The organism is Nonomuraea sp. NPDC050783 (assembly GCF_040802095.1).
In the GTDB taxonomy this organism is placed as follows: Bacteria; Actinomycetota; Actinomycetes; order Streptosporangiales; family Streptosporangiaceae; genus Nonomuraea.
This window is the reverse complement of the sequence record NZ_JBFAHK010000015.1, coordinates 48,451-61,976: the sequence shown is the minus strand read 5'-3', so window position 1 is coordinate 61,976 and position 13,526 is coordinate 48,451. Positions and strand designations below refer to the sequence as shown.

Here is a 13,526-nt window from a genome sequence, read left to right as displayed (position 1 = left end):
GCGGGTGCCGGCGCGCGCCGCCGCACCGGCACTCGCGAAAAGGCGCCCTGTTCATGACGGTTGATGAGGGAAAGGCGGGGACGAACCGTGGACGATGCCGTGGTGGTCAGGATCGCGGCCCTGCCCGTGGCGGCCCTGGACGGGTTGCGGTGCGCCGGGACGTGGTCCGCGATCCGGACGATCCTCCGCGAGCAGGACGAGCTCTCGGCGGAAGGCCGTGACCTCGCGCTCGCCCTGGAGCCCGCCATCGGCGCCGCCGCGCCGGGCCCCGCGAAGTCCCGCCTCGTCGCGCTCCGCAGAGCGCTGTACAACGGGCGCCCGCGACCCGCGGCGGCGCGGCTGGCCGAGCTGCCGGCCGCGCTGGACGGCCGGTTCGACCGGCGGGTCCGGAGGTGGCTGGAGAGGTCGCGATGTTGCGAGCGGTCGTGCGCGGAGCTGGCCCCGCTGCTGGCGCGCGAACGCCTGGACCGGCAGCGGCACCTGCGCCGGTGGGCCGCGACCGAGGCGTTCGGCCACGGGCTGGTTCAGGCCAGCCCGGCGCTGGCGGCGGCGCTGCGGCAGTGGCTGGACTCCCCCGAGGGGACCGCGCCGTCGCGCCGGCTCGACCTGCGCCTGAGCCGCTACCTGTCCCGGGTGGTGGCCAAGACCAGCCCCCACTCCACCTTCACCATGATGGGCCTCGGCTCCTGGGGCACCGGCCCGGAGCCGGTGAGCCGGCGGGGCCGCTGGACCTGGCGCACGGCGGCCGAGCCCGACCTGTGGCTGCTGCGCAGGCTCCTCAGCGACCTGGCCGGGCAGGACGCCGACCTGGCGGCGCTGTTCCTCGTCAAGCCCAACGCCAGCCTGACGGAGGACGAGGGCCGCCTGTGGTACCTGAGCGAGACCGAGGACGAGTACCGCAGCGTCCCCGCCTCCGAGCCGCTGCGCCGGCTCCTGCGCGCGCTGGACGGCGAGGCGCCCCGCACGCTCGCCGAGGCCCGGCGGCTCGTCGCGGCGCAGGGCGCGCCCGGACCCGCCGACCGGCTGCTCGCGCGGCTCGTCGACCTGCACGTGCTGGAGGTGCACCCGCCGGTCGCCGACCAGGCGCGCTCCCACCTGGACCGGCTGAGCGAGAGGCTGGCCCCGCACCCGGCCGCCGGCGTGCTGGCGCAGCTCGGCAGGGCGCTGGCGGGCGCGCCCCGCGCGGCCGGCCTGGGCACCGCGCTCGACCTGCAGCGGCAGGCGCGTTCGGCGCTGGAGGGGCTGCACCGCGGGGCGCCGCACGCCGGGCTGCCCAGGCTGCCCGACAAGAACCTCTTCCACGACAACGCCGTCTTCAGCTCGCCCGTGACCTGCCTGGGCCGCGACGCCTGGCGCGGCGTGCTGGGCGACCTGCACGCCGTCCGCGAGTTCCTCGGCGCCTTCCAGCGTGACACCGAGATCCGGCTGCTCGCGGCGCACCTGTTCCGCGAGGTGTTCGGCGCCGGGGCCCAGGTGCCCTTCGGCCGCTTCCACCGCACGCTGGCCCGGCTGCTGAGCGCCCCCGAGCCGGGCGGTGCCGCCGACGAGCTGCACGCCCTGCTGTACCGGGGCAGGCCGGCGGGGCCGCCCCGGCCGGGCGCCACGGCCGAGGTCGGGGAGCTGCGGCGGTACCGGGAGGGGGTCCTGGCCGAGCTGCGCGCGCGGCCCGTCCCGCCCGACGGGTCGCTGCGGCTGCCCCCGGCCCTGCTGGCGCGGTGGTGGGCGCGGCGGCCGGGGTCCGTGCGGCCCGTGGGCGCGATGGCCTGCTACGTCCAGCCGCTCCGCGCCGACGCGCCGGGTCCGGTGAGCCTGGTGCTCAACAGCGTGGCCGCCGGGCACGCCGCGGCACGCAGCCGCGTCCACCGGCTGCTGGAGGTCGCGGGGATGCCCGCGGGGGACGAGCCGGGGGAGCGGGGTGGCGCCGCCGGCATCCCGGCGGAGATCGCCGGGTCCTTCGGGCACAACGTCAACCTGCGCTCGGGCACGACCGCGTACGAGATCGACTATCCGGGCGTGGTCTCGGAGCGCCCGCCCGGCCTCCGCCTCCCGCTGCGGGACCTGGCCGTCCGCCACGACCCCGCCGACGGCGTGCTGGAGCTGGTACGCGCCGCCGACGGCGTGCGCGTCGAGCCGCGGCACACCGGGATGGTCGCCGCCCCCTTCCTGCCGCGGACGGCCAGGCTGCTGCTCCAGCTCTTCGGCGACCAGCCCAGCGTCGCCGTCCCGGCCTGGGCGTTGTTCGCCGAGCCGCCGCGGCGGACCCCGGAGGGCGTGGTCGGCACCCCGCGGGTGTGGGTGGGCGACGTCGTCGTGGCACGCGCCACCCGCTACGCCGCCGCGGAAGCCGTCCCCCGGCGGCGACCCGGGATGCCCGAGACCGAGCACCTGCTCGCCCTGGCCCGCTGGTTCGCCGCCCATGACATCCCGCCCCGCTGCTTCGTCTTCTCCCTGGACCCCGGGTCCTGGGGCCAGGACCCCTGGCGCACCGCGCGCCTGGCCAAGCCCACCTTCCTGGACCTGGCCGATCCGGCGCTGGTCGCGCTGTTCGACCGCCAGCTCGCCGACTGCGGCGCCTGCGTCGCATTCCAGGAGGTGCTGCCCGGCCTGGCGGAGGCCGCCGATCTCGGGACCGGGGGACGGCATGTCGTGGAGTACGTGCTGGAGCTGCGCGAGCGCGGCGGCGAAGGAGGCGGCGATGGAGGCGGCGATGGCTGAGCCGGAGCGGTGGATCTCGCTGCACGCCTTCCACCGGGGCGGCACCGACCGGCTCATCGGCCAGGCCGTCGGCGGGCTGGTGCGCTCGCTGGACGCCGACGGCCTGCTGGCGCGCTTCTTCTTCCTCAGGTACTGGGAGGGCGGCCCGCACCTGCGGCTGCGGCTGTCGCCGGCCGCGCGCGCCGCCGAGGTCGAGCAGCGCGCCAGGGCCGCGCTGGAGCGGCACCTGGCCGCGTACCCGACGCGCACCCCCTGGGACCCGCGGCGGTACGCCGTCGCCGCCGAACGGCTGGCGAGCATGGAGAGCCTCCAGGACTACGACCGGCGCCTGCGCTCGCGGGACGGGGTGGAAGCCGTGCCCTACCGGCCCGAGCACCACGTGTTCGGCGGGCCGGAAGCGACCCGTGCGGCCGAGAGGCACTTCGACGACTCCAGCCGCATCGCGCTGGCGCTCCTCGCCCGCGAGGAGGAACGCGGGCGGCTGGCCGGCTTCGCCGCCGCCGCGCTCACCCTCGCCCTGGCCGCCTGGGAGCCGGACCCCGGCCGGCTCGGCCACGTCCTCGCGACGGACCGGGAGCGGTGGGACCCGCCGGGGGAGCGGTCACGGCGCGCCGAGCTGCTCGACCGGCACCGCCTCGCGCTGCGCGGGCAGGTCCTGCGCTGCCTGCGCATCGCGACCGGCCAGGACGTTCCCGGGGACGGCGACCCTCTGGGCGCGTGGTGGCGCTCCATCGACACCCTGCGCGGGCACGTCGTGCGGCTGCAGGCCGAGGGGCGCTTCCGGCCCCCGCCGTCCGGCTCCTCGTTCCAGCCGCCGGGCACCAGCCGGGCCCGCGGCGACGTGCTGGTCCTGCTCGTCCGCTGTGTCCACCTGCTGTGCAACCGGCTCGGCCTGGCGGGGCCGGAGGAAGCACACCTGCGCCACCTCGTCGGCACCGCCCTCATCGACGCCGCCCTCATCGACACCTGACCACTTCCCGCGGAAGGAGCACCGGTGAACGCCATCGGACCCGACACGAGCCAGCTTCCCTGGCACAGCATCCAGGTGCGTTACTACCAGGACGACAAGGACGCGCTGATCCTCGACGCGGTCCGGCCGCTGCTGGCCGAGCTGGGGGATCGGGTGCGCGAGCCGTACGTCGTCCGGCACTGGCGGCGCGGCCCGCACCTGCGGCTCAACCTGCGCGCGACCACGGACGCGTGGGAGAGCGAGATCCTGCCGCTCGCCACCGAACGCCTGGGCGCCTACCTGCGCGAGCACCCCTCCAGCGCGTCCCTGGACGAGGCGGCGCTGACGGAGGCGCACCGCATGCTGGCCGTCAGGGAGAGCGACCACGGCCCCCTGCGCCCGTGGTACCCGGACAACTCCCTGCAGACCGAGCCCTACGAGGACCGGCTGCACGTCCTCGGCGGCCGTCCCCTCATGGACCTGATCAACTCCTTCCACGCCGAGAGCACGCGGATGGCGTTCGGCACCCTGGACGCGATCCGGCGCGGCGAGCTGTCACTGTTCCAGCTCAGCCTGGACCTCATGATCGCGTTCGCGCACACCAGCGTCCCGCCGATCTCCCGCGGGTACATGTCCTACCGGTCCCACGCCGACGCCTTCTGCTCCTACTGCGTGGACCGCGACGGCGTCCGGGCGGGCTTCGAGGCCAAGTACCGCCGGCACGCGCCGGAGCTGCGCGCGCTGGTGCGGGCCCGGGTCGCGGAGGTGGACGACGGCCGCGCGCCCGCGCACGTACGCGACTGGCTCGACTACATCGCGCGCAGGAAGGCCATCGCCGAGCCGCTCATCGCGAGCGGGGTGATCGACCTGGAAGCCCCCACCCCCGAGCCCGAGTGGCGGCAGCTCCACACGATCGACTTCCACGAGATCCTGCTGGCCACCGGCCGTTACCGGAGCGAGGTGCTCGGGTCGCCCTGGTTCCTGAGCCACCGCCTGGCCATCAACATGCTCTACACGCACCTGGCCAGGCTCGGCCTCGCTCCGCTCCAGCGCTACCTGTTCTGCCACCTGATCGCCTCCGCCGTGGAGGAGGAGTACGGCGTGTCGGCCGTGGACAGGGCCCGGGCCTGGGCGCGGGGGGCGCGGCCCGCCCCCGTCCCCAGCGCCTGAGCCCCGGTCACCGCCGTGTTCCCGGTCACCGCTGTGTCCCCGGTCCCTCAGGGTCGTCCTCGTCCTCGGTGGCGAAGCCGTGGAGCTGGGCGCGGGTGGAGATGCCCAGCTTCGGGAAGATCCGGTACAGGTGGGTGCTGACCGTGCGGTGCGACAGGAACAGGCGCTCGCCGATCTCCTTGTTCGACAGCCCCCGCGCGGCCAGCCGGACGATCCGCCGCTCCTGCGCGGTCAGCCGGCCGAGCGCCGCCGGCTCCGCGGGCCGGGCGGGCCGCGCCGCCTCCGGGGGCTGCGAGCCGTCCGGCCGCACGCCGCTCGCCTGGAGCTCCGCCCTGGCCCGGGCGGCCCACGGGCGCGCCTCCAGCCGCTCGAAGACGGTCAGGGCTTCGGTCAGCTGCCGCCTGGCCGCGGCGATCCGGCGCCCACGGCGCAGGCGCTGGCCGTACTCCAGCCGGGCGCGGGCGCGCTCGAACGGCCAGGGCTCGCCCGCGGGGTCGTCCAGCACGGCCGCGAAGTGCGCGACGCCCTCCTCGAACGAGGAGGCCAGCAGCCCGCGTGCCGTCCGCGTCAGCAGGTTCAGCCGCGCGTTGGCGCGTACGCGGGGCTCGGCGGCGTCGAGCACGAGCGCGGCGTCCCGCGTGTGTCCCGTGAGCGCCGCCGCGGCGGCCAGGTCGGCGAGCGCGTAGAAGGAGTGGTGGTCGTGCACGGGCGTGCCGTCGGCGGCGAACAGGCGCCGGAAGTGGTTGTGGGCGACCTCGGGGTTGCCCTCCGCGGCCGCGGCCAGGCCGAGCGCCCGCCCGGCGCGGACGGCCACGATGCGGCTCTGGGCGTCCGCCGTGGTCAGCGCCCGGTGGGCCAGGGTACGTGCCTCCTCGCCACGCCCGCGGAGCGCGCAGAGCATCGCCTGCAACGACAGGGCCATCGCCGTGGACAGGCCGGGATTGCTCTCGTGAGAGATCCGGACGGCGTGCGCGGCGACCGACCCGGCCTCGCGCCACCGGCCGGCGTCCAGGCAGGCGAACCCGTAGAAGGTGAGGAACACGCTGTTGCTGTCGGGCAGCGCCGCGTCGCCTTCGGGGTCCAGCAGCGGCCCGAGCAGGTCGATGGCCGCCTCCGGGACGTCGGCCAGCGCCGCCGCCAGGCCCAGCGCCAGGCGACCGGCGAAGTCCCGCCGCGGAGCGGCGCGCTCGCGCTCGACCGCCGCGCGGACCTCCTCCTGGCGGCCGAGCGGATCCGCGCAGACCGAGACCCAGAGCCGGACCGGGTCGTCCGGACCGGACGGCGGCGGCAGGCAGCGCCCGATCTCCTCGCGGTGCCCGCGGAGACCGGAGTGGAACGCGGCCAGGCCGGCCACGGCCAGCATGCCGACCGCCGCGCACGGCATGCCGGCCGCGGCCTCTCGCGCCGCCGGCACCAGCAGGGCCACGGCCGCGTCCTGCCGCCCGCTGTTGGAGATGGCCCAGCCCACCAGCGGCGGCAGCGCGGCCAGCACCTCGGGGTCCTCGGTCAGGGCGGCGGCCGCGGCCGTGTAGTCCTCGACCTTGCCGACCCGCTCGGTGAAGAGGGCGTAGCGGGCCGCCTTGACCAGCCGCCCGGCCTGTGTCGCGCTGTCGGGGGTCAGCCGGGCGGCGCGTTCGGCCGCCGCCAGGGCCCGCGCCGGCGCGCCCCGGCGCCCGGCCCTGTCGCCCGCGGCCTCCAGCAGGCCCGCGATCTCCTCGTCCGGTCCCGCGGCGGCGGCCCCCAGATGCCAGGCCCGCCGGTCGGGGTCGTCCGCGACGCGGGCCAGCTCCAGATGCGCCGCGCGGCGCCGCTCGAACGGCGTGGCCTGGTAGAGGGCCGAGCGGATCAGCGGGTAGCGGAAAGCCGGCCGGTCGCCGCCGAGGTCGAGCAGCCCGGCCCGTTCCGCCTCGGCCAGCGCGTGCGACCGGTCGCCGGGGGCGGCGCGGAGCACGGCCGGCCATTCGGCGTCGTCTGCGGCCGCCATCAGCACCAGCAGGTCACCGGCCGCCGGCGGCACCCGCGCGAGGAGCGTGGCGTAGGTCCGCTCCAGCCGCTCGGTGACGGGGAAGTGCTCGCCCGGCCACAGCGCCGTGGCGCCCGTCATCGCGGCCAGCTCGATCACGGCCAGCGGGTTGCCGCCGGCCTGGCGCAGCAGCCGCCGCCCGAGCGGCCCGGCCGGCGGGTTCGGCTGCCGGCTCGCCAGCAGCTCCGCGGCGTCCGCGGGCAGCGGGCCCAGCTCCACCTCGGCGACCCCGGTGCCGAACGCGCCGGGCACGTCGCCACGGGTGCAGGCCAGAACGGCGATCCGCCGCCCCACCGTCTGCCCGGCCGTCTGCCCGGCCGCCTGTCCGGCCGTCTGCCCCACCGCCTGCCCGGCCGTCTGCCCGGCTGCCTGTCCCGCCACCTGTCCCGCCGCGCAGGCGATCGCCTCCAGCGAGGCTGGGTCGTACCAGTGCAGGTCGTCGGCCACCACCAGGACCGGTGCGCGGCGGGCCAGGCCGGACAGCAGCGCCGCCGTGGCCCGGCCGACCGGCTCAGGCGGCGGCGTCGCGGCGCCGTCCAGCGCGAACGCGGCCCGCAGCGCCTCCCGCGGCCCGTCCGGGAGCCCGTCCAGCTCCGCGAGCACCGGGTGGAGGATCTGGTGGAGCGCGGCGAAGGCCAGCCGGGTCTCGTCCGGGTGGCCGCGCGCCCGCAGCAGGACGTCGCCGTCCCGGCGGTGCCCGCGTACGGCGTGGTCGGCCAGCAGCGTCTTGCCCATGCCCGCGTCGCCCCGTACCACCAGGGCGGCCGGCGAGGAGCGGCCGGCCCGCCACCGCCGCAGGAAACCCTCGATCAGCGCCAGCTCGCGTACCCGGCCCACGATCACTGTTCACCGCCGAAGTCGTCGCGACGATTTCCCCGGGAACCCGACTTACAGTATGGGTGTCGCCGCCCGCCCTGGGAGGAGCCATGGAAACGGGTCTTGTGGGCAGGGACGCCGAGCTGGCGGCTCTCGCCGCCCTCCTGGGGCGGCTGCCCGGCACGGGAGGCACGCTGGTGATCAGGGGCGAGCCGGGCATCGGCAGGACCGCGCTCCTGGCGGCGGCGGAGGAGGGCGCGCACGCGGCAGGCTGCCGCGTCCTGCGCGCGGCCGGGGTGGAGTCCGAGGCCGGGCTGCCGTACGCCGGGTTGCACCGGCTGCTGTGGCCGGTGGTCCACGGGCCGGGCCGCTCGCCCGTCCCCGAGGCGGCGGCCCTGCTGCGGAGGCTCGGCGACGGCGCGCCGCCCGAGCCGTTCCGCGCCGGCCTGGCGCTGCTGGAGCTGCTGGCCGGGCTGGCCGGGCTGGCCGGGCTGGCCGGGCAGCACGCGGTGGTCGCGGCCGTCGACGACCTGCACTGGCTGGACGAGCCCTCCCAGCAGGCACTGGCCTTCGCCGCCCACCGGACCGGCCCGCACCCGGTCCTGATCATCGGCACGGTACGCGACGGCCACGCGGGCCCGTTCACCGCCGGGGGCTTTCCCGAGCTGCCGCTCACCGGGCTGGACGACGCCTCGGCCGGGCGGCTGCTGGCCGGCCGGGCCGCCGGGCTCGGCACCGCCGGCCGGGAGAGGATCGTCGGCGCGGCCAGGGGCAACCCGCTGGCCCTGGTCGAGCTCGGCGACGCGGCGCTGACGGGCGAAGGCCCCGGCGCCGCCCGGTCCGGGGCGCTGCCGGCGCGGCTGGAACGCGCTCTCACCGACCGGCTCGCCACGCTGCCGCCCGCGACCAGGGACGCCGTCCTCGTCGCGGCGGCCGCTCACGGCGACGACCTGTCGGAGCTCCTGGCCGCCGCGGCCGACCTGGCGGGCGTCCCGCTCACCGCGACCGTCTTCGACGCCGCGGTCGAGGCCGGGCTGCTGCGGCTGGACGGCACGCGCCTGCGCTTTCGCCATCCGCTCCTCCGGCCGGCCGTCCTCCAGGCCGAGCCGCTGGGACGTAGGCTGGCCGCGCACGCCGCGCTGGCGCGGGCGCCGGCCGGCGACCCCTGCCGCCGCTCCTGGCACCGGGCCCAGTCGGTGCTCGGCCCTGACGACCCGATCGCCGACGAGCTGGCGGCCGGCGTCGCGGTGTCGCTGCGGCGTGGCGCGGTGGCCGCGGCCGTCCAGGGGCTGGAGCGCTCGGCGCAGCTGACCACCGATCCCGTGGCGCGGCGGCGCAGGCTGCTGCTGGCCGCCGAGCACGCGTTCGGGCTGGGACAGGCGGAGCTGGTCTCCCGGTTGCTGGGCGAGGCGGCGGGGGGCGAGCTGTCCGGGCTGGACCGGGCCAGGCTGGAGTGGCTGAGGGAGATCTCCGGCGACGGGGTGCCCGGGGACGCCGGGCGGGTGCTGGAGCTGTGCGCGGCGGCCCGGCGGGCGGCGGGCTCGTCCGACGCCGATCTCGCGCTCAACCTGCTGCACGGCGCCGCGCTGCGCTGCTGGTGGGCCGACCCGGGGCCGCGGGCCAGAGCGGAGGTCACCGCGACGGCCGACGCCCTGCTCGCCACCGGGACGAGCGCCAGGACACCTCCGGAGCACCCCGCCATGCCTTCAGGGAGCCCCGCCATGCTTCCGGAGAACCCCGCCATGACCGCCTCCAGGAGCGTGGCCCGCCAGGTCGTGGCCGTCGCGCTGGCGGAGCCGGTCCTGCGCGGCGCGGCGGTCTCCGGCCGGCTCTCGGCGATCCCGCCGGCCAGTGCCCTGGACGGGGTCGCGCTGTGCCTGCTCGGCCAGGCCGCGTACGCGATCGGCGACCTGCCCAGGGCCGCGGACCTGCTGAGCAGGGCGGAGCTGCGCCTGCGCGAGGAAGGTCGCCTCGGCCTGCTCGCGCAGGCGCTCACCCTCCAGGCCGGCGGCTGCCTCCTCATGGGCGAGTGGGACCGGGCCGGCACGGCGGCCGAGGAGGCGCACCGGGTGGCGACCGGCAGCGGCCAGCCCCTGTGGGCGGCGGGCTCGACCGCCCGGCTCGCCGTCCGGTGCGCGCTGCGCGGCGAGAGCGAGCGCGCCGTGGAGCTGGCGGGCGCGGTGGAGGCGGCGGCCGCGCCGGGCCGGCTGGCCGCCCTGCTGAGCTGGGCGGTGCTGGCGCGCGGCATCGCCCGGCTGGTGACCGGCGAGCACGAGCGGGCCTTCCACGTGCTGCGCCGGCTGTACGACCCGGCCGACCCCGGCCACCACCGGCGCGAGTCGTTCGGCGGGCTGCTCTTCTTCGCCGAGTCCGCGCTGCTCAGCGGCCGGGCCGCCGAGGCGCGGCAGGTCGTGGCCGGGCTGGAGCGGGTGGCGCTCGTCACGCCCGCGCCCCTGCTGCACGCGCAGTTGTTGTACGCGCGGGCCGTGCTCGCCGACACCGACGACGCCGCCGAGCGGCTGTACGGCGCGGCGCTCGGCCACGACCTGAGCCGCTGGCCGCTCGTCCGCGCCAAGGTGGAGCTCGCTCACGGCGGCTGGTTGCGCCGGCGGCGGCGCGCGGCCGAGGCCCGCCTGCCGCTGCGCTCCGCCCAGGTCGCCTTCGGCCTCATCGGGGCCGGCGCCTGGGCCGAGCAGGCGCGTTCCGAGCTGCGGGCGGCGGGCGAGCCGGCGGACGAGCCGCGGCCTCGCGCGCTGGACGCGTTGTCGCCCGTGGAGCTGCGGGTGGCCCGCCTGGCGGCGCAGGGCCTGTCGAACAAGGAGATCGGCAGGCGGCTGTTCCTGTCGCCACGGACGGTCGGCAGCCATCTGTACCGGCTCTTCCCCAAGCTCGGCATCACGGCCAGGGCCCAGCTCGCGGCGCGGCTGGAGCGGCTCGCGGCGGACGAGCCCGGCGGTTGAGGCGGGACGCATGCCACCCGGGCCGCGCGTACGTACGATCGAGGGCAGGCGGCGACGAGGGGAGTGCGATGCGCGGCACGAGCCTCCTGGGGCGGGATCGCGAGCTGGCCGTGGTGGGCGAGCTCCTGGACCGGCTGCCGGCGGCCGGGGGCACGATCGTGCTGGCCGGCGAGCCGGGCATCGGCAGGAGCACGTTGCTGCGGGTCGTGGCCGAGCGGGCCGGGTCGGCGGGCGCGCTGGTGTCGGCCGTCACCGGGGTGCCGGGCGGCACGCCGTACTCGGGGCTGCGCGAGCTGCTGGCCCCGCTCGCCGGCGCGCTGGCGGCCCTGACCGGGCCACCGCGCGCCGTGCTCGACGCCATGCGCGGGGAGGCCCCGGGCGGGGAGGCCCCGGGCGGGGAGGCCGCGCACGGGGAGACCGCGCACGGGGAGACCGCGCGCGGGAGGGCCGCCGGCCCGCCGCAGCCCTACGCGGTCGGGATGGCCACGCTGCACCTGCTGGCGGCGGCCGCGTCCCGGCGTCCGGTGGTCCTGGCGGTGGACGACGCCGACCGGCTCGACGGGCCCACCGCGGAGGTGCTCGGCTTCGTGGGCCGGCGGCTGGGCCACGACGCCGTCGTCCTGATCGAGGCGGTGCGCCCGCCGGGCACCCGCGCCGCGCCGCGGCTCGGCCTGCCCGTGCTGGAGCTGTCCCCGCTCGACGACGAGGCCGCCCGCGTGCTGGTGCGACGCCACGCGCCAGGGGCGACGGTCACGGCACGCGAGTGCATCCTGCGCACCGCCCGGGGCAACCCCCTCGCCCTGACCGAGCTGCCCCGCGCCTGGCGCGACGGCGGCCCGTCCGACTCCTGGACGCCGCCCCGGGTGACCGGCCGCCTGGCGGACGCCTTCGCCGGAGGGCTCGCCGCGCTGCCGCGCGACGCCAGGGACACCCTGCTCGTCGCCGCCGCCGACCAGGTGGGCGACCTGCCGGAGATCCTCGCCGCGGCCGCCGTCCTGGCCGGGCACGCGGTCGCGGTGGACGTCCTGGACGCCGCGGCCGACCTGGTCGGGCTGGAGGGCATCGGCCTGCGCTTCAGCCATCCCGTCGTACGCTCGGCCGTCCTGCGCGCCGAGACCCGGGACCGCCTGCGCGCCGCGCACGCGGCACTGGCACAGGTGCTGCGCGGCGAGCCGTACCGGCGCGCCTGGCACCTCGCCCATGCCACCGCTGCCCCGGCCGGCCCGTCGGTCGGCCCGTCGGTCGGCCCGTCGGCCGGTGAGCCGGCCGGTGAGCCGGCCGATGTGCTGGCGGACGTCGGGTCGGTCGCGTCGCGCCGGTGCGGCGTCGCGCTCCTCGTCCAAGGGCTGGAGCTGTCGGCCAGGCTCACCGGCGACCAGGAGGCGCGCGGCAGGCGGCTGCTGCACGCCGCGCGGTACGCCCAGGAGCTCGGGCAGCCGCACGTGGTGCGCGACCTCCTCGACGCGGCCGAGCGGGCCGGCCTGCCCGCCGGGGAGCGGATCAGGCTGGAGTGGCTGCGCGACGTCTCCGAGGAGGACACCAGTCCTGACCCGGCCCGGGTGGCGCGCCTGTGCGCCACGGCCGAGCGGGTCGCGGCCGGCGACCCCGGCCTCGCGCTCGACCTGCTGCTCGGCGCCGCGCAACGCGTCCAGCGCACCGCGCCGGGCCCGATCGCGCAGCGGCTGGTGGCCGGGACCGCCGACGCGCTGGGCCGGGCGATCCCCGGCGGCCGGGCCGACGCCCGCTGCCTGGCGGCGCTCGCGCTGGCCGAGCCCGTGCTCAGGAACCGCGAGGTGGCCGAGCGGCTGCCCGCGACGGCGGCGGTGGCCGACCTCCCCGACGAGGACGGCCTCCGCCTGCTCGGGCTGGCGGCGCACGCCGTCGGCGATCCGGTCAGGGCCGTCGCGCTGCTCGGCCGGGCCGAGGCCGGCCTGCGTGCCCAGGGCCGGCCGGGCCCGCTGGCCGAGGTGCTCGTCCTGCGGGCGGTGAACCTGTCCCTGCTCGGCGACTGGAACGCGGTCACCCGGGCGACGGAGCAGGCCCGCCGGGTGCTGTCCGAGACCTGCCGGCCCACCTGGGCGGACACGCTGACGGCGGCGGAGGCGGTCGCCGCCGGGCTGCGCGGGGAGACCGAGCGCGCGCTGAAGCTCGCGCTCAGGGCCGACGGCAGCCGCCGCTCCGACCTGGTGGCCGGGGTACGGCTGGCCCGGGGCCTGGGCTGGCTGGCCGCCAAGCGGCACGAGCGGGCCTACGAGGAGCTGCTGCCGCTGCTCGACAAGCCCGCTCGCGAGCTGGGCAGGGCGTCCTTCGCCGCCGTCATGCCGTTCTTCGCCGCGGCGGTGGCCGGCGAGCGGGTGGGCCGGGCCCGCGCCGTGCTGGCCACGCTGGAGGAGGTCGCCCGCCTGGCGCCGGCCCCGCTGCTGCACGTCCAGCTCCCCTACGCGCGTGCCGTGGTGGCCGACGACGCGGCGGCCGAGTCCCTGTTCCTGGACGCGCTCGGCCACGACCTGGCGCGCTGGCCGCTGATCCGGGTCGGGGTCGAGGTCGCCTACGCGGCCCGGCTGCGCCGCGAGCGCCGCGGCGCGGAGGCGGCGGCGCTGCTCGACCGGGCGCGGGTCACCCTCGGCCTGCTCGGCGCCCCGTTCTGGGCCGACGCCGAGGGGGCCGGGGGGGACCGGCGGGCCGACCCCGCCGCCATGCTGTCGCCGCGCGAGCTGGAGATCGCCCGGCTGGCCGCGGCCGGGCTGTCGAACCGGCAGATCGGGGCCGAGCTGCACCTGTCGCCGAGGACGGTGAGCACGTACCTGTCCAGGACGTTCCCCAAGCTGGGCGTGACCTCGCGGGCCGAGCTGCCGGACCTGCTGGTCAACAGGACGAGTACTCAATAGGACGA

The 13,526-nt window shown here is 78.1% G+C and carries 6 protein-coding genes; 5 read left to right on the top strand and 1 reads right to left on the bottom strand.

The window, feature by feature from the left end; genetic code table 11:
* Positions 1–87: 87 nt before the first annotated feature.
* The 3 genes from AB0H75_RS33075 to AB0H75_RS33065 are packed head-to-tail and all read left to right on the top strand — an operon-like array spanning position 88 to position 4,834.
* Positions 88–2,715, top strand: a complete 2,628-nt coding sequence (locus AB0H75_RS33075; protein ID WP_367803245.1) for a hypothetical protein — start codon at positions 88–90, stop codon at positions 2,713–2,715.
* Entirely contained in the window at positions 2,708–3,685 is a 978-nt protein-coding gene (locus AB0H75_RS33070) for a lantibiotic dehydratase C-terminal domain-containing protein (RefSeq protein ID WP_367803244.1), read from the top strand. The genes AB0H75_RS33075 and AB0H75_RS33070 overlap by 8 nt, the downstream gene beginning before the upstream one ends.
* Positions 3,686–3,709: 24 nt before the next feature.
* On the top strand, positions 3,710–4,834 hold the full coding sequence (locus AB0H75_RS33065) for a thiopeptide maturation pyridine synthase (RefSeq protein WP_367803242.1): 1,125 nt from the start codon (positions 3,710–3,712) through the stop codon (positions 4,832–4,834).
* A 25-nt stretch (positions 4,835–4,859) separates the two neighbouring features.
* Here AB0H75_RS33065 and AB0H75_RS33060 read toward each other — a convergent pair whose 3' ends face one another.
* Positions 4,860–7,700, bottom strand: coding sequence for an AAA family ATPase (locus tag AB0H75_RS33060; RefSeq protein WP_367803240.1), 2,841 nt, complete (start codon positions 7,698–7,700; stop codon positions 4,860–4,862).
* An 83-nt stretch (positions 7,701–7,783) separates the two neighbouring features.
* Between AB0H75_RS33060 and AB0H75_RS33055 the strand changes: the two genes are divergently transcribed.
* On the top strand, positions 7,784–10,633 hold the full coding sequence (locus AB0H75_RS33055) for an AAA family ATPase (RefSeq protein ID WP_367803238.1): 2,850 nt from the start codon (positions 7,784–7,786) through the stop codon (positions 10,631–10,633).
* A gap of 68 nt (positions 10,634–10,701) precedes the next feature.
* Positions 10,702–13,521 carry a LuxR C-terminal-related transcriptional regulator gene (locus AB0H75_RS33050; RefSeq protein ID WP_367803236.1) on the top strand — a complete coding sequence of 940 codons (2,820 nt, stop codon included), beginning with the start codon at positions 10,702–10,704 and terminating at the stop codon, positions 13,519–13,521.
* Positions 13,522–13,526 lie beyond the last annotated feature (5 nt).

What these genes read in the sequence shown, in the direction of transcription:
- AB0H75_RS33050 (WP_367803236.1), top strand. Translation starts at nt 10,702, where the DNA reads ATGCGCGGCACGAGCCTCCTGGGGCGGGATCGCGAGCTGGCCGTGGTG.
- AB0H75_RS33070 (WP_367803244.1), top strand. Translation starts at nt 2,708, where the DNA reads ATGGCTGAGCCGGAGCGGTGGATCTCGCTGCACGCCTTCCACCGGGGC.
- AB0H75_RS33055 (WP_367803238.1), top strand. Translation starts at nt 7,784, where the DNA reads ATGGAAACGGGTCTTGTGGGCAGGGACGCCGAGCTGGCGGCTCTCGCC.